The following is a 22166-nucleotide window of genomic DNA, read 5'->3' as shown; positions in this document are numbered from 1 at the left end:
AGATTAATTTTTTGTCAACACTGTACGGTTGTCTTCTTCTGTTAGCGTAATAGAATAAGCGGCAACTAACCCTGTTAAAACAGGTTCAATTTGATCAAAAGTGAATGATGCTGTGATTGGGAGTTTATTAATGCTTTCATCTAAAACAATTACTGGTTTTTTAATGTAGCGATTAATATCTAAGATCACATTTTCAAGTGGTACATTATCGTAAATTAATCTCGCATTTAGCCAAGCAAATTCAGTTTCAGGATTGAAATGAGTAACCTCGTTTATAAATGCACCATTTTTGTTAGTACGTAATTGTTCGTTAGGATGTAATTGAACGATGTTTTCATCTTTATTACCTTGCTCAGGCAAATCGGCCACGTCAACTAGGCCACGTTTTACCGAAATTTTCAATTCGCTGTCGGTGCTATGTTTAACTTCAAATGCGGTGCCTCTAACGCGCACCTCAGTTTGTTGGGCTGATACCGAAAAAACACGTTCTGAATCGTGAATAACATCAAAATAAGCACTGCCTTTATGTAGCAATATGTGCCTTTCGTGTTGATTGATATTGACCGAAATACTAGAATTTCCTGCAAGGGTTACACTTGTTCCGTCACTTAGTGTTATTGAGCGGTTTTCACCAACGGGAGATGTAAAGACAATTTCAGGTGCAGTAACCTCTAATGTGTTAGTTGCCTTAAATGTATTGTTAACTACGATAAACAATACACTTGCTGCTATACCTGTTAACCATAATGCTGATTTGGCGAATGTGTTCTTAGATTTTTTTGTAGGTAATGTAACTGAGTTTTGGTTGGCATATTGTTGTAACCATTCAACGGCAGAATCTGTAACACCTATAGTTTGCCAAACCTTATAAGATTGTTTGAATGCTTTTTTATTAGCGTTGTTTTCATTAAACCATAGTACAAAGTTATCACGTTGTTCTTTTGTCGTTTGCCCACTATTAAAATAGATAAGCCACTCTCTAGCTTGTACTTTTGTTGACTTCATGCTTGAAGTTTTTTCAGTTTCTTGATTGGCATAACTCACTTGGGGTTTATTGTGTTTATCTATCATGATGTTTACTCGTCAGGTAGGGCGTTAGTAAATGATTTATCTGTGTTATTTTTATGCAATGTTTTGTCATCTCTATCAGATTCATCATCAATTTTTTCCAAAATAGACATTGCCGTATTCAATTGACGACAAATATCTGTAAGGCTCCAGCCTGTATCAGCAGATATTTGAGCATATGTTTGACCTTTTATTCTAGCGCGCATTAATATTTCGCGTTGTTTATCACTAAGTTGCTCTGTACCTTTTTGAATAAGTGCAATACGTTGTTCGCTTTGTAAAATACGTTCAGGACAAAATGTGTCAACTTGCGCTTCATCTGCCTGTAGCTGTTCTGTAATAAACTCGCGGGTTTTGCATAAATGACCAATAGATTTTAGTGTGATATTCATAGCTATTTTTATAATGTAGGCCTTAGGGTCATGTATTTTTTCAGCGTTGTTTATTTGATAAAAACGACTAAAGGCTTCTTGTGCGACATCTTCGGGTTCAGGAGGGCCCGAACCGTATGATTTTTGTAATAAACGACAGACATCAAACCAGTGTTCACGAAATAAACCATCGATACTTTGTGATTTTTTGGGTTTGTCTTTGAGCGCATGCATTGGTGCTGGCTTAACTGTAGATTCTTTTATATCGGAATCGATGAAAAATAACGGGGCATTGTGCAGCGCTTTATTCATTTATGTTAACTCAATAGCGATGAAAATCCGCTGAATGCTAGCGATATTTTATGACAACGATATGACAGGTAAGGGATTGCGTTGAAATATATTTTAATTATTGTTTCTTCGCCAAGCACTTGGCTTTATGCCAACATAGCGACGAAATGCTGCAGAAAATTTACTTGGGTTAGCATAGCCGACAGAAATAGCGACATCGGTGACACTATAGTCAAGTTTTAGTAATATTTGAGCCTGTTCCATTCTTTGTGCTGTTATGTAGGCAAATGGTGTCATTCCAGTGGAGCGCGTAAAAGATTTTGAAAAACTTGTTTCATCCATTTGCAGTAATTCAGCCATTTTTGCAACATTAATATTTGATTGCAAATTAGTTTTTATTAACGTTTGCACCCTTGTTAGTGCTCTATTTGTTAAAGGACGACGGTTAGTTGCTACTGAGCCTTGTGTAGGAGTATTTAAAAGTTGTTCAAGAACCTGTTGTACACCTTGTTGAAAAAATAGGGTGGATACACCATAAATTTGAGCGCTACGCCATAATCCCAATAGCATTGCAGATAAAAATTCACTATTTAAGGTTTGAAGTGTTTTTTTTCTAATATCATTATTAGATATTGTAATATATCCTGATTTACGTAAAACATCTAAATTTAATGCTAACCCAAGCATATCAACACAGGGGCAACTTGCATAACAGGCTTCTCTAGACCAAACAGTTATCGATCCACGACGCCATTCTGATTTGATAAGATTAGTATTATACCATTGTTTTACTAACCCACCACCACTGAGGTTTAATCCAATACGAATATACGAACTAGTAGGGATTTCACCTTCAAAAGCTTTAAATGCAGAACGAACTAATAAGATAGAGTCATCTTTATTAGTAAATACCTGAGCAGAATGTTCCCCATAGTTATCAATGCCAAGTTGAATCATGTACCACCAGTCAGTGTTATTTTTTAAAAAGATATAATATAACATAATATTTTGCCAGTAATGGAGTATTTGCCTGTTTCGGAGTAGCGGAAAACTTATAGTTAATAATAATGGCAATAATTATTGTTAACTATTTTATATTAAAGGAAAATTATGATTAAGGTCGTTATTAAAGGTATCTGCACTACTGCAATACTTGCTAATTGGGGAGGAGGTATTTTTGTTGTTCAAGCTGATACGTTAGAAAAATTAAAAGATGATGAACTGGAAAAAATTGTAGTAACAGCAAATAAGCGTAACGTAGGTTTTATAGATAGTGATTCATCAGTTACTGTTCTGGGTATTAATGATATTCAAGAAGCACGTTTACGAGATTTTACACGTATTGACGATTTAGTGCCCAATGTCCAGATAAGTACGGATGGTCAGCATGGAAATATTTTCATTACAGTAAGGGGGGTTGAATCTAATCCCTTTATTGTAAATCGTGCGGCAGTTTATATAGATGGTATCCCATTTCGGGAGCTTAGCAATGCGGTATTGAATCAAATTGACTCAATTGAAGTATTACGAGGCCCTCAGGCAACATTATATGGAGCAAATACAGAGTCAGGTTTAATCTTAGTACAAACCAAAAAACCAACCGAAATAAGTGAAGGAAATATGCGTTTAACCGCAACTAACTTTGCTTCTGGTAATGGTATTGAAGCCGACGGTGCTATTAGCGGACCATTATTGCCAACCCTAACAGGATCACTTGCTTTTTCGTTAACTAACGAGGAAGCATACTTGAAAAATTTGGGGTCATCTACTGGCGAGACAGGTAAGTTTAATGAGCAATATTTACAAGGGAGGTTACACTGGACACCTAACGATAACTTGACAGTTAATGCTATTACTTATTGGCTAGATATGGATGCACCAGGTATTTTTGGTCAACAATATGTACCGTTGAACATCAACTTATACAATGAACTGTATTCAAATGATTTTAATGATGAAAATCAGCTTGGTAAATGGACTTATTTTGAAGATGCCCCAAAATATAAAACTGAAAAAGAGATTGTTGCTGGGCTTAGCAGCATTTATCAATTAAGTTTTGGTGCTATTGAAATGGCAGTATCTATGCGTAAAGTGAAAAGTGTTCACAAAGGGCTTGATTTTGATCTCACTGCTACTCCAATAGTTGCTGGACAGGAAGTTAGCGATAAAAAATTTAGTAATATTGAAACTCGTTTTATTTCTGAAAAAAGTGATACCTTTGATTATATTTTAGGGGCTTCTTACTATTATGGAGTGGATGATAACACTAAAGCAACATTTCTTGGCATAGGTACTATTGATTCGTATATTTCAGCTCCAACACAGCGTGAAATAAGTAAAGATGTTGGTTTGTTTGGTTCAATCAACTTATACATAACATCTAAATTAAAAATGACGGCTGGGCTACGTTATGATCGAGCTAAACGCAGTACAGTACAAAATACTGGTGAATTAGATTTAGGTTATGGTTCTGTGGTTGTTTATCCTGATGCAAACTTAACGAAAACTTTTGATATATTATTACCTCGCTTAGCATTTCATTATGGCTTAACAGATGATTTTTCTTTGCATGCCTCAGTGGCCCGTGGTTATATTCCAGGTGGTTTTAACCTAGTAGCAGTTCAACAGGGAGTAGTAGATAATGATGTTATTTCTTATGACAGTGAAACATTATTAAGTAGGGAAATTGGTTTTAAGTGGCGCTCATCTGACAGGACAATGCGTTTGTCGGGGGCTGTTTTTTATATTAATTCTGATAATTGGCAGGAAATACAAATTGCTTACGATGAGCGTAGCCGTCCAATCAGTTCTGATTATATCAGCTCTGATGCCGCAATACGTAATATAGGGGCTGAAGTGGAAGGACATTGGCAAGTGAGTGATGAACTCTCGTTTGATGGGCATATTGGTTATGTGAATGCAAAGTATCGTGACTTACAGCTTGATGAAACGTTAAATGTGCGTGGGCAGCCAATTCAGTTTGTACCAGAATATGATGGTGGGTTGTCAATACGTTATCAAGCTAGTACGGGGTTTTATATACGTGGTGAAGCTGGTTTTACTGGTAAAGCTGCACTTCGCTCTCGTGGTGATATATTTCAGGGTGCGGTAACTACATACGGGTTGCAGTTAGGTTATGAAGCAAGCGATTATGCGGTTAGATTATTTGGTGATAACCTAACCAATGAGCGTATAGCCAATGGTTTGGCGATTGAAAACTTAGCATTTGGTACAGACGGTTTATATTATGCACCATTAAATTCACCTCGAGTTATTGGTTTAGAGGCTGAAGCTTGGTTTTAATATTTATTTGATTAAGTTCAGTGAGTCTCATTATGAGGTGATGTTACTTATTGTAATCGCCATAAATACAAATGATTTTTGTTTTTGTTTGTGGTGATTTTGTTTTATTTTCCTATGGCGTAGAATATGTTTAGATAATCCATACCTTCCAATCATGCATTTGCAGAAACTTGCTGACACACAAATGGAACAGCAATCTGTGAATATACTTCAAAGGCAAGCAAATATGCTTGTTCAATATTTATTAGAATAGGTGAAACATGACTGAATTTCGTATTGAAAAAGACAGTATGGGGGAGCTTAATGTTCCTAAAAATGCGCTTTATGGCGCGCAAACTCAACGCGCTATCAATAATTTCCCTATTAGCAATATACCCATGCCCAAGGCATTTATTACCAGTTTGATTCAAATAAAGCAGGCTGCTGCTAAAGCTAATGCTAAATTAGGCTTATTGAGTGAAGAAAAGTTTAGTGCAATTGATGCAGCTTGTAATTCATTACTTATAGACCCTGATTTAATGAAGCACTTTCCTGTTGATATTTTTCAAACAGGCTCAGGTACTAGTTCAAATATGAATGCTAATGAGGTAATTGCTAATTTAGCTAATCAACAACGTAAATTATCGCTTCATCCAAATGATGATATAAATTTAGGGCAAAGCAGCAATGATGTTATTCCAACTACAATTCAAGTTAGTGCTGTTTTAGCAACAAAAGAAAAGTTAATTCCTGCTATTGAACATGCAATTGAAATAATGGAACAACGAAAAGTAGAACTTAAAAATTATTGCAAAACGGGTAGAACACATTTAATGGATGCTATGCCTATTCGTATGGATCAAGTTATTAGTGGTTGGTCAAGTCAGTTACAAATGAATGTTTTGGCTATACAGTCAATATTAGCACAAATGCAAATGTTACCCTTAGGCGGAACAGCAGTGGGAACGGCTGTAAATGCTCATCCAGAATTTTCAGTGCAATTTAATCTAGCGTTAACAAAACAAACTGGCATTGATTTTCAATGCGCTGACAATTTTTTTGCCTTAATTGGTGCTCAAGATAATGCCGTACGTTTATCTGGCAGCCTTAAAGCGGTTGCTGTTTCTTTAATGAAAATAGCGAATGATTTAAGATGGATGAACTCTGGACCATTGGCAGGTTTAGGTGAAATTACTTTACCAACCTTACAACCTGGGTCTTCTATTATGCCAGGAAAAGTAAACCCTGTGATACCTGAAGCTGTGGCTATGGTATCAGCCCAAGTTATTGGTAACGATGCAGCAATTACGGTAGGTGGCCAGTCTGGTAATTTTGAATTGAATGTAATGTTACCTGTTATTGCTCGCAATTTATTAGAAAGTATTGAAATACTTACTAATAGCATTAAATTGTTGGCAGATAAAGCAATAGCTGGTTTTACCGTTAACGCAGATAACCTAGCTAGAGCATTAAATCGTAATCCTGTACTAGTAACGGCGTTAAATCCGTATATTGGTTATGAAAAAGCAGCTGTTATTGCCAAGTTAGCGTATCAGCAGAATAAACCTATAATTGAAGTCGCTATGGCTGAAACTGATTTTTCTAAAGAGAAGTTAATGCAACTACTTGACCCAAAGCAATTAACTGAAGATAAAAGTTCATGAAACAATATCAAACAGGAATGAACGGTTAGGTTTAACATTTTGAGTGCGCTAAGAGCTATTTTTCTGAAAGAAAAAACTTATCTGTACACGAATATTTTCAAGACGCAGTTACTTTAGCATATCAATTATTTTGTGAGTATCCGACTAAAAAAAGGTGATTAAAGCCTTGCCAGATAGCCATCGAAACCTTGTTGATTTACATGTAAGAGAGCGAGCGTTAGATTTAGCTTATCAATAGCTGCTAACGGTAATGATTATTATTTGTAATCGTATTGCTAAGTATTTATAATATGCTGGTTTTTAACAAATCAACTTTAAGAGAGTAGTATGAAGCCTAAGTATATTTTCGCATTATCGCCAATTATGTTAGCGCTAAGCATGAGTGCACAATCAGCAGAATTAAATAGCGAAGAAGCGTTAAACCCGACCGAAAAAGAGATGGAAGTAATTCGTATCCTCGGTAGCCGTACTCAACGAATTAGTTCTGGTGCAACGGGGTTGGGCCTTGATAGTTATGATACACCTCAATCGCTTTCTATCATTGAAAAAGAAACGATTGCTAACTACAATTTTAGTGATGTAAATAGCTTATTTAAACAGGTTACGGGCATTAATATTGACCAAACTGAAACTGACCGTACCTATTTTAATGCGCGTGGTTTTGATATAACAAGTATGCATGTAGACGGAGCGGGTATCCCATTTGGTGATATTTTTGTAGGTGATCTTGATACGGCTATTTATGAAAAAGTTGAATTTATTCGTGGTTCAAACGGGCTCATTACGGGCTTAGGTAATCCTTCAGGAACAGTAAATTACGTAAGAAAACGCCCTAGTAATGATACACAAGCGAGCGCAGCATTAACTTTCGGTCGATGGTCAAATTTTCGTGCTGTTGTTGATGTATCTACACCACTGACAGACTCTGGCAGTTGGGCGGCTCGGGCAGTAGTTGTACATCAAGATAAAGAGAGTTGGTTAGATCTTTATGGTAACAAAAGAACCGTATTATATGGTGTTGTTGACGGACAACTTAATGATGATGTCACGCTTACTTTTGGCTATACCTATCAAGATAACAACAGTGAAGGGGTTACTTGGGGGGCTGCACCACTTATATATTCTAATGGTACTCAAACAGACTTTTCTGTCTCTGCTACTCCTGCAATGGACTGGACTTATTGGGATACATTAAATGAGAATGCTTTTGCTGAATTGGGTTGGTATATTACCGATGATATTATTTTTACCAGTAAACTAAATTATACAAAATATGAAGACCATTCGGAGCTTTTCTATGCTTATTCTAATACAGGGGTAGTGCAAGAAACGGGTTTAGGTTTGTTAGGATATCCAGGTAAGTTTGATGCAGAAGATAAGACCTTAATATGGGATAACACATTACAAGGAACATTTCAGGCATGGGGGTTAGAGCATTCGTTTAATCTTGGTGTGAGCATAGCAGAATCTGAAACTCTTGATCTTGATTATACGGCGTTAAGTGGTTTTGATGATATGCCATCATTTCCAGGCTGGTCAGGAAAAGAGGTAACAAGACCCAACTGGGATGCTCCGTACAAGGCTGGTTTTACTGATGTTTCCTTAAATCGTTTTTATGGTTCAATACAATTAGCGGTTACTCAACATTTTGACTTAGTATTAGGGGCAAGTTTTGTTGATTATGAAAATGAAGGAGAATCATGGGGGGCGTCAACATCAACTACTGAAGATGGTTCTAGCCCATACATAGGTTTTACTTGGGAAGTGTTAGATGATCTAAATATTTACGGAAGTTACAGCGATATTTACCAACCACAATACTATTTGAATGAAGATCTTGAAGCATTGGGTTCTGCTGAAGGTCGCGGATATGAACTAGGGATTAAGAAACGTTTCAAAGATAATATGTTAGTAAGTTTTGCCGTATTTAGAACTGAGCAAGAAAACTTGTATGAGTTTATTAAATATGGCGACGGTGATGACATTGATGATGATGATTACTCAGATGACTTTAATTATTCATTATACAGAGGGGTAACTGTTGACTCTAATGGTTTTGAACTAGAAGTTTCAGGTAAAATATCAGAAGAATGGGTAATGCAAGGTGGTTTTACCGCCTTAACTATGGATGATGAAGATGGCAATGAAGCGCGTACTTTTATTCCACGTAAAACATTAAAATTACTTGCTGATTATTCACCCAAATGGGAAGAAAAACTAAATGTTGGTATTTCTCTTCGTTGGCAAAGTGATATGTACTATGAAACAAGTTATGGACGTATTACTCAAGATAGCTACGCTCTCGTTGGTGGTTATGTTCAATACAATGTGAACGATCAAGTTTCACTGAGTTTAAACTTAGATAACATAACAAATGAAAAGTATCTTAGTTCTGTTAGAACAGACCAAGCTTTTTATGGCGCGCCAACAGATTACCGTTTAACTTTACGTTGGAGTCTTTAATTTTAAGTAGCGGTATCACAGTAATGGTTAGGTTTGTGCTTTTCCATATTTTTAATCGACTTGATAAGTTTTATTATCACTGGACCAGTTTATGAATGCATCATATATGCAGTTTTTGAAAAACAGACGTTTTTGGCTTAGCGGGCCAGCAACACTGTTAGTGTCTTTATTTATTATGTTTGCTATGGCCGTGTGGTTTCCACCTGGTGTGGGCAAGGTTAATAATATAATGATGCCTCTTGTTATGCTGCCATTAATTTGGGCTTTTTTATTTTTTTATACTTACCTAACGGCTGACATGCGTAAAGCCCAATGGTTACTTGTAATACTTTTTATAATTAATAGTATTATTCTTGCCTATCAATTTTGGGATTAATCTTTATGAATGAACAAACGTCTACTATTCGCTCTAAAGCTAAAGCTTTACTTAGTCTACATTCTTGGTCTGGCATTGTATTAGGCATGTTACTTTATGCGGTAATATTCACAGGTACTGTTGCCGTTGTTGCAGACGAGATTGGTGAATGGTCAAACAGTAATTATCCGCAAAAGTTATTAATTAAAACAGATGTGAATGAAACGGTGAACCGCCTTGCAGAAAATACTCCTCAAGAATATCTTGATGAAATTTCTGTATATGAAAATGATCGTCAACAGCTGGTGTATTTTTTTCATACTCATAAACAAAATCCCAGTGGAGATATGGATGAGTTTGGTATTCAATATAAAATAAATGCTAACGGGGAAACAATAAGCCAACAAGAGGGCTTTGGCAGCGATTTATTTGAACAAGAAGACACTTATGCGTTAAGTCGTTTTTTAGTTTCTATTCATACTGAGTTACATATTCCTTCACCTTGGGGGTTAATACTTACAGGAATTTTAGGGCTAGCAATGTTAATTGCTTCCGTATCAGGCTTTATGATGCATCGTCATTTGTTTACTGATATGTTCGCTATCCGAAAACAGCGTGATGGTAAATCTTTAAAACGAGATTCACATACCGTTGCAGGAACTTGGAGTATTCCATTTGCTATTTTACTTGCATTTACTGGCAGTTTTTTTAGTTTTTCTGCTTCTTTTGGCTTACCTGCAATGGGTATTGTTGCTTTTGGTGGTGATCAAGAAGCATTAATGTACACACTCGTTGGTGAGCAACAAAATAAAAGTGAAGTACCGATGGACTCATCTAACGTAAACCTTATGTTGTCAGATGCAGTAAAACGTCAATCATCAATACCTTCTTTTGTATCTATTTCTCATTTTGGCACTGAATCTGCTAGTTTACTTGCTTTTTTTATGCCTAACGAGGGAAAGGTTGGGTTTGAGCAGTTAGTTTATAATGCAACTAATGGCGATTTTATAGAACATAAACCGTTAGTTGGTACCGTACCTTCTGCTGGTAGTGTTATATTGTCGTTAATTTATCCTATTCACTTTGGAACCTTTGCAGGTTTATTTTCTAAAATAATATGGGTAGCCTTAGGCATTGCAGCATGTTATGTCACCATTACTGGATTACAACTTTATGCGCACAGGAATGAAAAAGCTAATTCTAGTCGTTGGTTTAGTCGAATGTGTGTTTGGGGATTTTGGGGCTTGCCACTTTGCTCTTTAAGTAGTGCATTTGGTTTCTTTATTAGTGGCAGTTTGGGACTTAATCAAAGTTTTTGGACACCGCTAACCTTCGTTATTGCAGCAGCTATAATAAGTATACTAACACTAGCAATAAAAAATATTAGTTTGCTTAAAAAGGTATTATTGGTGGGAAGTGGGCTGTTTTGTTTATTATTACCCATTCTTCGATTTACTAGCTCAGGGGTAAGTTGGTTGCAAGCATTACAATATAACATGGTTGCTATGATTTTCATTGAGTTTATATTATTAGCCTGTTCTGCTTTGTGTTTTTATAGCCTGTACAGAACATTACAGGTAAAAAATAATGCAGATATTACTGAAAGTCCATCGCTTTCATCGCAGGAGGTAGTTCAATGAACCATCTGATTATGACATTACCTTTTATTCTTTTTAGCTTAATAATAATTTTGTTACTCGCTTATACAGACCCTAGACGCAGGCAGATAGTTAATAAAGCAGATATTAAAGGTAATACGAAATTTACAATGCGACCTTTTACTAGAAAAATCCTAGCATGGAGCTTATTATTGCCAATTATTCCGCTTATCATAATGGCTAACTATGCTGGAATATTAATGTACTCTGGCGCACTAACTGTTGTGGGTTGGTTTGTGTCTGAATTACCTTCGTCTATTATTTAATCCCAATTTACCCAATGTTTATAAAATGCCATTCACTAACAGTGACTGGCATTTTATTGTGAATAAATCATCAGGAATTATATACAGCCACTTTGCGCCCTCGCTCTCAAGCTAAAACTTCGCTGCTAACTATAATCTGATTATTGAGGTCTTATAGTAAGTAGTTTTGTAGTGATCTTCACTAATGCAATAACAACCCACAAAGCGACAGCAAAAGCGATATCAAATAAAATATATGGCAAAAGATTATCTACCCAATGACCATCTTGCGCTAAAACGGGATTGCTCATTAAGGTCATTAAAGCCAACGTTATAAAAAACGCCGATCTTATTGCTATTTTCAGTAGTGTTTTCAAGTTATTATCATGCATCATAAAGGTCACCACAAAATGTATAGTTATGGCAAATTTTATTATGCCATTTTGTTTTGCAACTAATAAAATAAAGCATAGCTTGAGGGAGAATGATGATTCTTTCTTTACAGAATCGCTTTTTTTCTGCTAATGCTAATCTTGTATAGCCAAATATATCAGCACCTTTATATTTTTGCAAATAGAAATCATTATCATTTATGCGCTTAAGCTTTTCTGCATAGACTATTTAGATGTGCAGTATAAAACCTGAAAATATCAATAGTATTCTCTTATGAAATGGATGATAATGATTCTCTATTGTATTTATGTGATGGGTATATGAGTGATTTAAAACAAAGCGAAACTAATGCGCTAATGATATTTAACATGCTATGTTTAACCGCTATGATGACTTTTATTCCAGTCATTGGTCCTATAGTGCGAGAGCTACACATGTCAGAGTGGCATAGTGGTTTAGTACTCACTGTAGCAGGCGTATTATGGATGTTAATGGCACGCTATTGGGGACGTTTAAGTGATCGTTTGGGCCGAAGAAAAGTATTATTCAGGGCCGCTATAGGGTATACGTTAAGTTTTTTAATGATGGCCATTGTATTAGAGGTAATGCTTAAGGAGCCACCAGCGTTATGGATTACTTTAACCTTTTTACTATTATCCCGTGGATTAGTAGGGGCTTTTTATGCTGCATTACCCAGTGTTAGTGCAGCTAGAATAGCTGATATTACTGTACCTGATAGACGACCGTCTGCTATGGCAAAGCTTGGTGCAGCCAATGCCGTTGGGATGGTTGTAGGCCCAGCTATTGGAGGTTTACTAGCTAAAGATAGTTTAACGTTGCCATTGTATGTCGCAATTTTGCTACCTATCTTAGCCGTTATATGGTTAGTCAAAAAAGTGCCTAATGATAAAGATCATGTTGCTGTTACGACACTTCCTTTAGCATTAAAAGATAAACGCTTGCGATTGCCTTTATTTGCAATGTTTTTAGCGATGAGCAGTGTGCTTACAGCACAAATGATTGTTGGTTTTTACGCTATGGATGTCATTCATTTAGAAGCTAAAAATGCGGCTCGTGTTGCTGGCTTAGCCATGACTACGGTTGGTCTTGTATTGATTGTGGTTCAAATTATGTTATCTAAAATGAAAGATATTAACCCTAAATGGTGCATTGCTACCGGCGCGACAATCGGTAGTTTAGGTTTTGGTTTAGTTACTATATTACCAGGGGAACTTAGCCTTATTAGTTGTTATGCTTTATCAGCATTTGGTATGGCATTAATATTTCCCTCTGTTCAAGCACTAGCTGCTAATATGGTGAGTGATGAAGAGCAGGGTATTGCAGCAGGCTCTGTTGCGGCGGTTCAAGGTTTTAGTATGGTTATCACGCCTTTAGTTTGTACTTTGGCTTATGAAATTAAGCCACAGCTACCGTATTTGTTAGCTGCGGGTTTATTATTTGTTTTGATGGTATTTATAGCTTTACAGAGAACAAATAATCAGTCATTACAAGTAGGTTCTTTTTAACGATGTTGTGATTTTCACTACTCATCAATAAAAATTTAACTATTGGTGTTACGGTGCGGCTGTAATATTATCTCGTTGTATCTTTACTTGGCACATAAATTAGGCTGCCATCTTCCATTTGGTAAGTTTCTCCAGCTTTAGTACCTTGTCCTTCACCTATTTCACCATTTGACTCATAGCGGGTAAGTTTTTCTCCTTCTTTAACTGTTATCTTCATATCAGCTTTCCCTGGGTTTTCAATAACAACAACATCCTTATTGTTAAAAGGATTTAAGGGATTAGCGGCAATAACAGCAAGTAGAATACCAATAATTACAAGAAATAAATCAACTAAATTAACTACTGATAAGATGGGGTCGTCTGCTTCATCACTATCAAGAAAGCGCATTTTCTTGCTCCTTCTTGTCACACGCTTTTTCAAGCTCACGAAGTTCTTCTAACAAAAATCGACGTTTTACTGTTAGCACGGCAAAGGTAATACTCGCAGCAACTAAAGACAATATTACGGCAGAAAATGCGACAACCATATTACTTGATACTTCACTTACTTCCCCTTCGCCTAGTGCCAGCAGAGCAGGGCCAATAGAGATCATAGTTGCTACCAAGCCTAGCATTGGAGAAGTACGAGTAACGATACGTAATCTTTCTAAACGTTTTAATATCCATAACTCTAAATCATCACTCTTAAATTCGGTAAGTGTGTGACTAAAGTTTGCTAGTTCAGAGGCGTAAGTGTTATGTTTTCGTTGCCAAAATTCAGTAATAAATGCTCCTAATGCTAGCAATGAGTAGGCTAGAGAAATTAATATTAATGACATGACTGGAAATAAGAAAAATCGTGTTAAATCGTATAATACACTTTCAAATTCGCTCATTTTTTAGTTCCTATCATTTTAATTCTATTGTGATTTGTTTGTTGTTGTCTTATTGCGCCAGTAATAATTAATCCAAGCATGGCTAAGGCTATAAGTATACGAATAATATTTGATGATGTTTGCATTGGTTCTTCTGTCACTTGTTGTAGTGTTTGTCCTTTCACTGCTTTGCTACCACTGCCTTGGCCTGCATTAAGGCCATATCCACCAACTAAGTCAGATAAAAATTTAGCTGTTTTAGCGGCAACTTGATGTTGTGGATTTTCTTCTAATAACTGTTCGTATCTTATTGCTAATGCTGCTTTAGCTTGTTCACTTGCTTGCCAGTAATCTTTGCGAATAGCCTCTGCCATACGTTCAATAATTTGCATTTGTGCAACAGGTTGTTGTTCATCAAACCACTCATTAAGGCCTAACTTATATTTGTCTTCTATATATACTTGGCTAATTGCTTCCCACTGATCATTACGAATAACATCTGGTGCTGTTGCTTGCCATCCAAATACGTTATTGACTGTATCTAAAATCTCTAGTGCGCCAGCATAACCTTCTCCTTGCATCGCCGTTATCCAAGTAGGGTTAAGATATCGTGCTCGCATTTCTTCACTAATAAAGTCTGCAGCGCTAACAATTCGTCCTGTTGTTTGACGTAAATCGCTCACGTATAACGCGGGTGATTCTCCGTTAATTGAGCGCACAGCCGCAGCCATTCCCCCTAAAAATTCAAACGGGTGGTCAGTTGATAACATGCCATGAAGGTTACTTGAACGAGACATAATTGCGGCATCAACGCCTTTAAGCTGTTGTCCAAATAAGTTAATGCCTTGACCAACACTAATTCCCCAACCACTACGTCCGTAGCCATATTGCAATCGTGCTAGGTATTGCTTGGCTAATGCTCCATCGCCTTCCCAAGAGGTTGAATCCATGGCTAAGCTGGTAACGCCTGTTCCGTAATCTCCAGGTTGGTTACTAAAAATTCTGAGTTCGGCTAGTGTTTTAGCTTCTGCTTGGCTAATGCCTTTGCTAATTAACTCAGTTTCAGTAGTTTGGCTATTAAGAGCAATGATATTGCCATCATCAAGTGCAATTAAGCGTGCTATAGCATCTGCTAGTAAGCCCATAAAGCCATCAAACTGATCACGATAAACACTGGTTACTTGAATCACTACATCAATACGGGGATGAGCAAGTTGTTCTTGTGGAATAATATCAAAATGGCTAACTCTACCATTACGTGCCCATACAGGTTTTAATCCTAATGCACGTAGTACTTGCCCTTCAACCACGCCCATATGACGTTGAGCTTCACCAGACCATAATGAAAATGCGAGCTTATCGGGGTATTCTTTATGCTCTGTTTTATAACCTTTAATAAGCTGCTCAAACATTTTTTCACTGGCTTTGTATGCTGACGGTGTTGGTATTTTAAGTGGATCAAACCCATAAAGATTAGTGCCGTTTGTTGTTTCAGGCATACGCACTGGATCACCACCTAAACCTGCAGTAATAAATTTGCCGTTAAGCGCATTTAGTAATGCGGGTATTTCTTGATTGTTTTTGAGGTGTTCGTAGTTCACTTGTGCTGTTTTCAATAGTTTTATGAGTGAATCATTATCTTTAGGTAATTCGCTGTCAATCACAGCTTTTCTTAACAAGTTCATTGCCCGACTTTGTTTTATATTATCAATGCCTGTCGCTAAAAACTCTTCAGCATTTTCACCTGCTGCAATTAAGTAATCAGGTCCTAGCTGTTGTAAAAGCGTTAACAGTAAATGCTCTGGTTCGGCACTTTGGCCGTAAGTATGTAAACCTAATGGGGTAACTGTGGCTGCTAGGGCATGTAAATGATCGTGTAATGCTTGATAAAAACTGCCAAAGTCAGCGTTTATTTGTTTATCATTAAAACCAAGTTCAATATCTAACGACATATTTTTAGCTTGTGTTATTAAAGTGGCTTGCACTTCGTTTTTTACTTGTCCTTCAGACAGTAATTCATATTCATGGATTAATCCGTGAATATCTAATAGTTCTTTGTATAAACCAGAAGGGGCAAATGAGGGGGTTTGATGACTAATTGTTGTTGCGCGACCACGACGTCTTGCTTGTAATGCCTCAGTCACATTGTCTTGAACATAAGGGTAAATTACGGGGATATTACCTAAAGTTAAAAAGGGGTAGTCATAGGCGCTAAGTCCTCGTGCTTTACCCGGTGTCCATTCTTGTGTGCCATGTGTACCAAAGTGAATTAATGCATCTGTTTGGCGTAATTGTAATGCAAGGTAAGCCGCTAAATAATAATGATCTGGAGGTACTTTGGTGTCATGAGTATCAGCTCCGACTTTTCCTGAACGAGGTGGCTGTGGCATGACCAACAAATTTCCCCAATTTGCTGCAGGTATAACAAATGCTGATTGATCATTAATGTTTCGTAATGCCCAATGTGAGTCAGGTTTTCCCCATTTATTTGTTACTTCCTGCTGAATAAATTTGGGTAATTTGTTAAACCAGACTAAATAGTCATCAATAGAAATACTGATAGCTAAGCCTTGCTGCCAAAGATCGAGTAATTTTTCAGGATGATATAAACCGCCAAGTAATAATTTAGCTTGGCTAATTATATTTTCTTTTGTTTGCGTATCAACTTGATAACCTGCCGTAAGTAAGCTGTTGGTGACTAAAGCTAAACTGGTTGGAATATTAAGATTAGAGGCGGATATATTTTCTTCTCCTGATGGTGTATTCCAAAACATTAGAGCAAGTTTTTTGTCTTTGTTAGGTAATGTTTGTAACCGAACTAAAGTGTTTAATTTGCCAAGTAATAATGGCACCTGTTCTTCAATCAGTTGAGCTTCACCATCTTTGATTGCTGCAATCACTAATGGATCTGTCATGCCCCAACCTTCTGGCACAGACATTAAGGTTGCAGCAGTACTTGCAGCAAGCCCTTCTGGTGATGATAACCACTCTTTTTTACTACCACCACGATAAGTAAATGCTTGTAATATTGGTACATTTAAATGTAAAAATTCAGCTTTACGTGCTTCTCCATTTTGCATGTGAGTCATATTAACCATTACACTTGGCTTAGTATCCTGCCAAAATTTAGTTAGTCCATTATCATCAGCACTTTCAAACCACATAAAAACAGGGGTGAATCCTGCTTGTTTTGTCTGTATATATAGCTCATCTAACAGCTTTGTTTGCATATCACGTATTAAACTATTAGAAATTACAAAACCAATGAGTGGTGCTTCTTTTAGTGAAACATCGCTGGATAAAAACTCAGATAAACTAGCATACACCGTATTTGGTGTGTAAACCCCTTGTTTTTTTAACTGAACAACCGTTGGTAAAGTGATATTTTTTTTACCATCAGCCAGTTCTTTAATAACTGAAAATAATGACTGATAGTTTTGTGTTGTTCCATTGGCATAATAACCAATTAAACTACGGGCAACGTTAGGAGATAGTTGACCAAAGCTTGGTCTACCACCTCCTACCTGAATCCAGGGTACGCTAAGCCCAGCCGTGCCTTCTGGTAAAGCTGCTTCGGCAGCCGCTCTGTCTGACGGTCTAGGACCGTCTAGAATAACTAATGAAGCATTATTTATTCTTTGTTCAGATAAGGGGCCTACGTTTTGAGCATAAACATAATCAACTGTAATGCCGTATTCTTTACTAATGAGTGCTAATTGATGAAATTTACCTGCGGTGACAAAATCAGATGCAACAATAAGTACTTTTTTAGGTGAAGTAGCTAAGACAGAACTAGTCAGAAAACACATCAATAAGGTTAAAAATTTAGTCATGATTAAAAACTTACCTGTGTGCCTAAATAAAGTGTACGACCTTGTTCAACAAACTCAAATTCATTTGATTCATCGGGTAAATAAACATCTGTTAAGTTTTCAATACTAGCGCGAAATAACCATTGAGGGTTTATATGGTAGCTAGCGCTAAGATGTAATAGTTGATAACTTGGTAATTTCGCATCATCAAGGTGTTGTTCGCCAACATATTCTAAACGTAATTGTGTATCTATATTTTCAACGGGTTGCCAAACTACTTCAGCATAACCTGAAATTTTAGGTTTGTTTTCTAATGCTTTATCTTCAGTATCGTTACGTGCATCAAGATAGTTCGCATTGGTTGAAACGCTTATTTTATCAGAGACTTGCCAAAATGCATTTACTTCGGTACCAGATAAAGTTGCGCTTTCTATATTTCTATAATTACGTAATGCCCCGCGTCCATCACAACCAGATATACAAAAAGTTTCAATGAGGTCTTCGGCTTTTGTTTTAAATAATGTTGTGGTTAAATGCCAGTCTTTATTGCCGTACCTTGCTGATATTTCGTAAGATTTATTTGTTTCAGGCTGTAAATCAGGATTACCTACAATGTAGAATAAACCACCTGCTGCAGAGGTTTCATATTCGCTTGAAAGCTGCTTTAAACTAGGTGCTTTAAAGCCTTCACCGTAGCCTCCTTTAATAACCCAATTGCCTTGGCTCCAAACCAGATAGGCACGAGGACTTGATTCCCAACCATAAATATCGTGATGATCAAATCTACCACCTAATAATAGTGACAGTTCATCATTGATCGCCCAGTCATCTTGAATAAAGGCCGATTGTTGAATAGATTGATTCTCACCTTTGTCATTAACGACACTATCTTTAAGATTTTGACGTAGCCATTGGCCGCCAAATTGTACATGATGCATATCCCAAGTAGTGCTTAATTTAATATCTGCTATATCTTCAGTTATTTCACTGGGACTAGTGACTGATATGTCATTTGTACGTGTGTTTTCTCGATCAACTTCTGTGCGGTAAACCCGCACAGTTGAATCACCCCATGACCAATAACCTTGATGTTGTAATGATAGTTGCAAGCGATCAATTTTATCTTTGAACACATAGTAAGTAGATCTTGAAATAGTGTCTCGCCAACGATTATCATTTATTAAGGCAACAGATGCATTTAATGTTTGATTTTCTGTGGTAGCCCAATTCATTTGTAAACGCAGATTATCAGTTTTATGTCCCTCAATATCTGATTGATTAACATCTGCACGGCTAGGAACATCTGTTTGGTATTCTCGTACCGCTGATATCCTTATGGATAAGTCATCATTAATTGAACCCGATGTTGAAGCATTGGCACTATAACTTTTCGATTCTTCATCAGATAATTGTTGCCCTCCATTTATCGCTAAACTACTTCGCCACTCTTTAGTAACCTTTTTGGTAATAACATTGATAACTCCTCCTAAGGCATCAGACCCATATAGTGCTGAAATTGGTCCTCGAACTACTTCAATTCGCTCTATATCATTCACAGGTACTGAATTAAGATCAAAATTAGAGTGAGCAATTAAATCTGTTGAGCCACCTACGCGTTGCCCGTCAACTAATATAAGAGTTTGATCTGAATCCATACCCCTAATTTCAATGCCTTTGCGGCCAAAACCTACGGCAGTAAGGTTTATGCCAGTTTGTCCACGTAAAGCATCTGACAAATTCATTACCACACGTCGGTTTAAATCTTCTGGATTAACAACGCTGATACTGGCAGGTGCAATGCTCAGTAATTTCTCAGATGAGCTTGAGGTTACAACAATTTCCTCAATATCTTGATCATCACTTAGCGCAAGAGCCGAGAGTGGAACAAAAGCGAAATAGAGTAAAGTATAGGTAAATTTATTCATAGTGATATTGTTACATAATTAGTGACTAACAAATGTCAGTACATAGGATTAAAAAAAATGAGCCAATAGGCTCAAAGAGAGTAAATTTAATAAACACGGGGATAATAATTGATATGATATAACATATCAATTTATTTGTGAGTTAAATATATAAATATGATTATTTCGCTTAATTTGGATTTATCTGAAATTATGGAAAATAATTTTTCAACGACATAAGTTTGGTTTTTATCTTTAGCATCAGAGGGCAGAGATAGCACCTCAATTTGAGCCTGAATTTAAGTGAGCATTTGTTTTATTAAAAACTTTTAAATACAACTTGCAAACACAAATGAGAATGATTACTATTTGCTTGTGTTGTTAGGGCTCTATAAGTTGATAATAGAGCATTCACGTTTTAAAAAAGTATTGTTATTTTTATATAGTTCGTAAGTGAGGTAGCTTAAATGGAGCGCCAACAATGGCAAGTATTGTTAAAACTTGGAAATGATTGTTTTCACGATAAAGCTTGGAATGAAGCTGAGTTTTTTTATAGTGAAGCCTACGATTTATTAGCTTTTTCATATCGTAATAATCCGATGTGTGCTGACACATTAATGGCGTGGGTTTGTTCTTGTCATAATTTATCAACACTTTATGAACATCAGGGTAATATACGTTTAGCATTAAGATTTTTAATGGTTCCACATGAGTACTTATTAGAGATAACTAACTCAAAGATAGATGATGAAGATGTAAAATTAATTGCTTTCAAAGGGCTTTCTTTCACGTTAAAACCGATATTAGCGTTTAATAAAAAACATCCCATTTGTGATGATTGTATAGAAAGATTCACATCACTTAAGCTTTTGTTAGAACAACAAAAAAATGTTATTCATTAAAAATAAGGAAATTTATAATGATTTTTAAGTTATTACCGTGTTAAAAACTAAAACAGAAAAAGTATGAATGCTTCAATAAGCCTTGTTATGGCTAAAGTGTATTTATTTACCAATAAAGTATCTTTGCCTAATTATAAAAGAATGTTATTACCTGTATTCATTTGTATCTTATTTCTTCAAGCTAAAACTCAAGAAATTATGCTTAGAGTGTTGGCTGATGCATTTTGGCAAGTAGGTGTTTTTGTTGCTTTTACTCTTGTTATTTACCACTTATTTGCGAGTAAATTAAGTTGTTTATATGTTAATAAGCAAGGTAAACGTAAGCATTTTCATGAAGTAGTTATTGCAAGTGTTATGGGAGTATTACCTGGCTGTGGCGGCGCCATTATAGTTATAACGCAATTTGTAAGCGGTCAAGCTGGGTTTGGATCTGTTGTCGCTGTGCTAACGGCAACAATGGGTGACGCTGCATTTTTACTTTTTGCAACTAAACCTTTGACTGGTTTTTTTGTTGCTACGGTATGTTTATGTGTGGGTATTATGTCAGGTATTATCGTTAGTATGATACACGAACCTAATTTTTTACGCTCTTCAGTGAAAAAGGCAGATGATAAAAAAATAATTGTTCCCACTTTAATAGAACTTCCTAAACCTTTAAAAGTACAAGGTATGCTTTGGAAATGGTTGCTAATACCTTGTGTGATTATTAGTTTTTTATTGGCCGCTCAAGTTGATGTTACTTCATTGCTTGGCATGAGCGATATAGCATTGCAAATAATAGGTGCGCTGTTAAGTTTTGGATTAATTGTATTATGGGCTGTAACGCTTGAGGTAACAAACTTTGAGTCAATAGTAGCGGAAGATAAAAAATCAAGACATAACAAAGTTTTTCAAAAAGTTGCTATAGATACTAATTTTGTTGTTAGTTGGGTAGTGGTGGCGTTTTTAATTTTCGAATTAGTTTTGCTATATGGTGATTTACAAGTAAGAGACCTTTTTAAAAACTTTAGTACAATATCACCACTCATCGGTGTACTAATTGGAATGATTCCTGGCTGCGGCCCTCAAATAATTACAACTTCATTGTATTTATCTGGTGCAATACCACTATCTACCCAAATAGGAAATGCCATTAGTAACGATGGCGATGCTTTGTTTCCTGCTATTGCCTTATCACCAAAAGTAGCATTGTTTGCTACTGTTTATTCATCAATTCCTGCATTAATCGTTGCTTATAGCTACTTTTGGTTATTTGAGTAATACCAAGTTGATTAAGTTCTTTCCCACTCAGCGAGAATTAAAAGGCTTAGAGGCAAGGCATTGATTGAAGAGAATGGTCATTCCCTTGTCAAAATCAATAACGCTGCATATAAGCCTT

At 36.3% G+C, this 22166-nt stretch carries 17 protein-coding genes; 9 read left to right on the top strand and 8 right to left on the bottom strand.

Going from position 1 to position 22166, the window contains the following annotated elements:
* Positions 1–3 precede the first annotated feature (3 nt).
* From ACE1OF_RS08055 to ACE1OF_RS08045, 3 genes are all read right to left on the bottom strand, one after another.
* Positions 4–1071, bottom strand: a complete 1068-nt coding sequence (locus ACE1OF_RS08055; protein ID WP_448893772.1) for a FecR family protein — start codon at positions 1069–1071, stop codon at positions 4–6.
* A gap of 5 nt (positions 1072–1076) precedes the next feature.
* Positions 1077–1751 carry an RNA polymerase sigma factor gene (locus ACE1OF_RS08050; protein WP_448893771.1) on the bottom strand — a complete coding sequence of 225 codons (675 nt, stop codon included), beginning with the start codon at positions 1749–1751 and terminating at the stop codon, positions 1077–1079.
* A 93-nt stretch (positions 1752–1844) separates the two neighbouring features.
* Complete coding sequence (locus ACE1OF_RS08045) at positions 1845–2732, bottom strand: helix-turn-helix domain-containing protein (protein WP_448893770.1); 888 nt, start codon at positions 2730–2732, stop codon at positions 1845–1847.
* Positions 2733–2840: 108 nt separating this feature from the next.
* On the opposite strand from ACE1OF_RS08045, the gene ACE1OF_RS08040 reads away from it, so the two are divergent.
* The 6 genes from ACE1OF_RS08040 to ACE1OF_RS08015 all read left to right on the top strand — a co-directional run bounded on the left by ACE1OF_RS08040 (position 2841) and on the right by ACE1OF_RS08015 (position 11418).
* On the top strand, positions 2841–5033 hold the full coding sequence (locus tag ACE1OF_RS08040) for a TonB-dependent receptor (RefSeq protein ID WP_448893769.1): 2193 nt from the start codon (positions 2841–2843) through the stop codon (positions 5031–5033).
* Between the two features lie 260 nt (positions 5034–5293).
* The gene (locus ACE1OF_RS08035) at positions 5294–6676 is read left to right on the top strand and encodes a class II fumarate hydratase (RefSeq protein ID WP_448893768.1); all 1383 of its coding nucleotides are present in this window, start codon (positions 5294–5296) and stop codon (positions 6674–6676) included.
* Between the two features lie 327 nt (positions 6677–7003).
* On the top strand, positions 7004–9139 hold the full coding sequence (locus ACE1OF_RS08030; RefSeq protein WP_448893767.1) for a TonB-dependent siderophore receptor: 2136 nt from the start codon (positions 7004–7006) through the stop codon (positions 9137–9139).
* A gap of 91 nt (positions 9140–9230) precedes the next feature.
* Complete coding sequence (locus tag ACE1OF_RS08025; protein WP_448893766.1) at positions 9231–9515, top strand: hypothetical protein; 285 nt, start codon at positions 9231–9233, stop codon at positions 9513–9515.
* Positions 9516–9520: 5 nt separating this feature from the next.
* Complete coding sequence (locus ACE1OF_RS08020) at positions 9521–11134, top strand: PepSY-associated TM helix domain-containing protein (protein WP_448893765.1); 1614 nt, start codon at positions 9521–9523, stop codon at positions 11132–11134.
* Entirely contained in the window at positions 11131–11418 is a 288-nt protein-coding gene (locus tag ACE1OF_RS08015) for a hypothetical protein (RefSeq protein WP_448893764.1), read from the top strand. Before ACE1OF_RS08020 ends, ACE1OF_RS08015 begins: the two co-directional genes overlap by 4 nt.
* A gap of 140 nt (positions 11419–11558) precedes the next feature.
* Here ACE1OF_RS08015 and ACE1OF_RS08010 read toward each other — a convergent pair whose 3' ends face one another.
* Complete coding sequence (locus ACE1OF_RS08010; RefSeq protein ID WP_448893763.1) at positions 11559–11792, bottom strand: hypothetical protein; 234 nt, start codon at positions 11790–11792, stop codon at positions 11559–11561.
* Between the two features lie 318 nt (positions 11793–12110).
* Between ACE1OF_RS08010 and ACE1OF_RS08005 the strand changes: the two genes are divergently transcribed.
* Positions 12111–13316 (top strand): MFS transporter, encoded by a 1206-nt coding sequence (locus tag ACE1OF_RS08005; RefSeq protein WP_448893762.1) that lies wholly within the window; start codon positions 12111–12113, stop codon positions 13314–13316.
* Positions 13317–13383: 67 nt separating this feature from the next.
* On the opposite strand, the gene ACE1OF_RS08000 is transcribed toward ACE1OF_RS08005, so the two are convergent.
* The 4 genes from ACE1OF_RS08000 to ACE1OF_RS07985 are packed head-to-tail and all read right to left on the bottom strand — an operon-like array spanning position 13384 to position 19907.
* Positions 13384–13704, bottom strand: coding sequence for a DUF2149 domain-containing protein (locus ACE1OF_RS08000; protein WP_448893761.1), 321 nt, complete (start codon positions 13702–13704; stop codon positions 13384–13386).
* Positions 13691–14191, bottom strand: a complete 501-nt coding sequence (locus tag ACE1OF_RS07995; RefSeq protein WP_448893760.1) for a MotA/TolQ/ExbB proton channel family protein — start codon at positions 14189–14191, stop codon at positions 13691–13693. Before ACE1OF_RS07995 ends, ACE1OF_RS08000 begins: the two co-directional genes overlap by 14 nt.
* Complete coding sequence (gene cobN, locus ACE1OF_RS07990) at positions 14188–18003, bottom strand: cobaltochelatase subunit CobN (RefSeq protein ID WP_448893759.1); 3816 nt, start codon at positions 18001–18003, stop codon at positions 14188–14190. Before cobN ends, ACE1OF_RS07995 begins: the two co-directional genes overlap by 4 nt.
* Positions 18004–18005: 2 nt before the next feature.
* Positions 18006–19907: a TonB-dependent receptor domain-containing protein gene (locus tag ACE1OF_RS07985; protein WP_448893758.1), complete on the bottom strand. Its 1902-nt coding sequence runs from the start codon at positions 19905–19907 to the stop codon at positions 18006–18008.
* 446 nt (positions 19908–20353) lie between these two features.
* Between ACE1OF_RS07985 and ACE1OF_RS07980 the strand changes: the two genes are divergently transcribed.
* Together ACE1OF_RS07980 and ACE1OF_RS07975 are read left to right on the top strand one after the other, a co-directional pair.
* Positions 20354–20788: a hypothetical protein gene (locus tag ACE1OF_RS07980; protein WP_448893757.1), complete on the top strand. Its 435-nt coding sequence runs from the start codon at positions 20354–20356 to the stop codon at positions 20786–20788.
* A 63-nt stretch (positions 20789–20851) separates the two neighbouring features.
* Positions 20852–22048, top strand: a complete 1197-nt coding sequence (locus tag ACE1OF_RS07975) for a putative manganese transporter (RefSeq protein ID WP_448893756.1) — start codon at positions 20852–20854, stop codon at positions 22046–22048.
* Positions 22049–22166: the final 118 nt, after the last annotated feature.

Source organism: Colwellia sp. E150_009 (genome assembly GCF_053543955.1).
Note: the sequence above shows the minus strand (reverse complement) of the source record. Positions and strands in the feature narration are given on the sequence as shown.

What these genes read in the sequence shown, in the direction of transcription:
- ACE1OF_RS08025 (WP_448893766.1), top strand. Translation starts at nt 9,231, where the DNA reads ATGAATGCATCATATATGCAGTTTTTGAAAAACAGACGTTTTTGGCTT.
- ACE1OF_RS08035 (WP_448893768.1), top strand. Translation starts at nt 5,294, where the DNA reads ATGACTGAATTTCGTATTGAAAAAGACAGTATGGGGGAGCTTAATGTT.
- ACE1OF_RS08050 (WP_448893771.1), bottom strand. Translation starts at nt 1,751, where the DNA reads ATGAATAAAGCGCTGCACAATGCCCCGTTATTTTTCATCGATTCCGAT.
- ACE1OF_RS08010 (WP_448893763.1), bottom strand. Translation starts at nt 11,792, where the DNA reads ATGATGCATGATAATAACTTGAAAACACTACTGAAAATAGCAATAAGA.
- ACE1OF_RS08000 (WP_448893761.1), bottom strand. Translation starts at nt 13,704, where the DNA reads ATGCGCTTTCTTGATAGTGATGAAGCAGACGACCCCATCTTATCAGTA.
- ACE1OF_RS07975 (WP_448893756.1), top strand. Translation starts at nt 20,852, where the DNA reads ATGAATGCTTCAATAAGCCTTGTTATGGCTAAAGTGTATTTATTTACC.
- ACE1OF_RS08005 (WP_448893762.1), top strand. Translation starts at nt 12,111, where the DNA reads ATGAGTGATTTAAAACAAAGCGAAACTAATGCGCTAATGATATTTAAC.
- ACE1OF_RS08030 (WP_448893767.1), top strand. Translation starts at nt 7,004, where the DNA reads ATGAAGCCTAAGTATATTTTCGCATTATCGCCAATTATGTTAGCGCTA.
- ACE1OF_RS07995 (WP_448893760.1), bottom strand. Translation starts at nt 14,191, where the DNA reads ATGAGCGAATTTGAAAGTGTATTATACGATTTAACACGATTTTTCTTA.
- ACE1OF_RS08020 (WP_448893765.1), top strand. Translation starts at nt 9,521, where the DNA reads ATGAATGAACAAACGTCTACTATTCGCTCTAAAGCTAAAGCTTTACTT.
- ACE1OF_RS07980 (WP_448893757.1), top strand. Translation starts at nt 20,354, where the DNA reads ATGGAGCGCCAACAATGGCAAGTATTGTTAAAACTTGGAAATGATTGT.
- cobN (WP_448893759.1), bottom strand. Translation starts at nt 18,003, where the DNA reads ATGACTAAATTTTTAACCTTATTGATGTGTTTTCTGACTAGTTCTGTC.
- ACE1OF_RS07985 (WP_448893758.1), bottom strand. Translation starts at nt 19,907, where the DNA reads ATGAATAAATTTACCTATACTTTACTCTATTTCGCTTTTGTTCCACTC.
- ACE1OF_RS08040 (WP_448893769.1), top strand. Translation starts at nt 2,841, where the DNA reads ATGATTAAGGTCGTTATTAAAGGTATCTGCACTACTGCAATACTTGCT.
- ACE1OF_RS08055 (WP_448893772.1), bottom strand. Translation starts at nt 1,071, where the DNA reads ATGATAGATAAACACAATAAACCCCAAGTGAGTTATGCCAATCAAGAA.
- ACE1OF_RS08015 (WP_448893764.1), top strand. Translation starts at nt 11,131, where the DNA reads ATGAACCATCTGATTATGACATTACCTTTTATTCTTTTTAGCTTAATA.
- ACE1OF_RS08045 (WP_448893770.1), bottom strand. Translation starts at nt 2,732, where the DNA reads ATGTTATATTATATCTTTTTAAAAAATAACACTGACTGGTGGTACATG.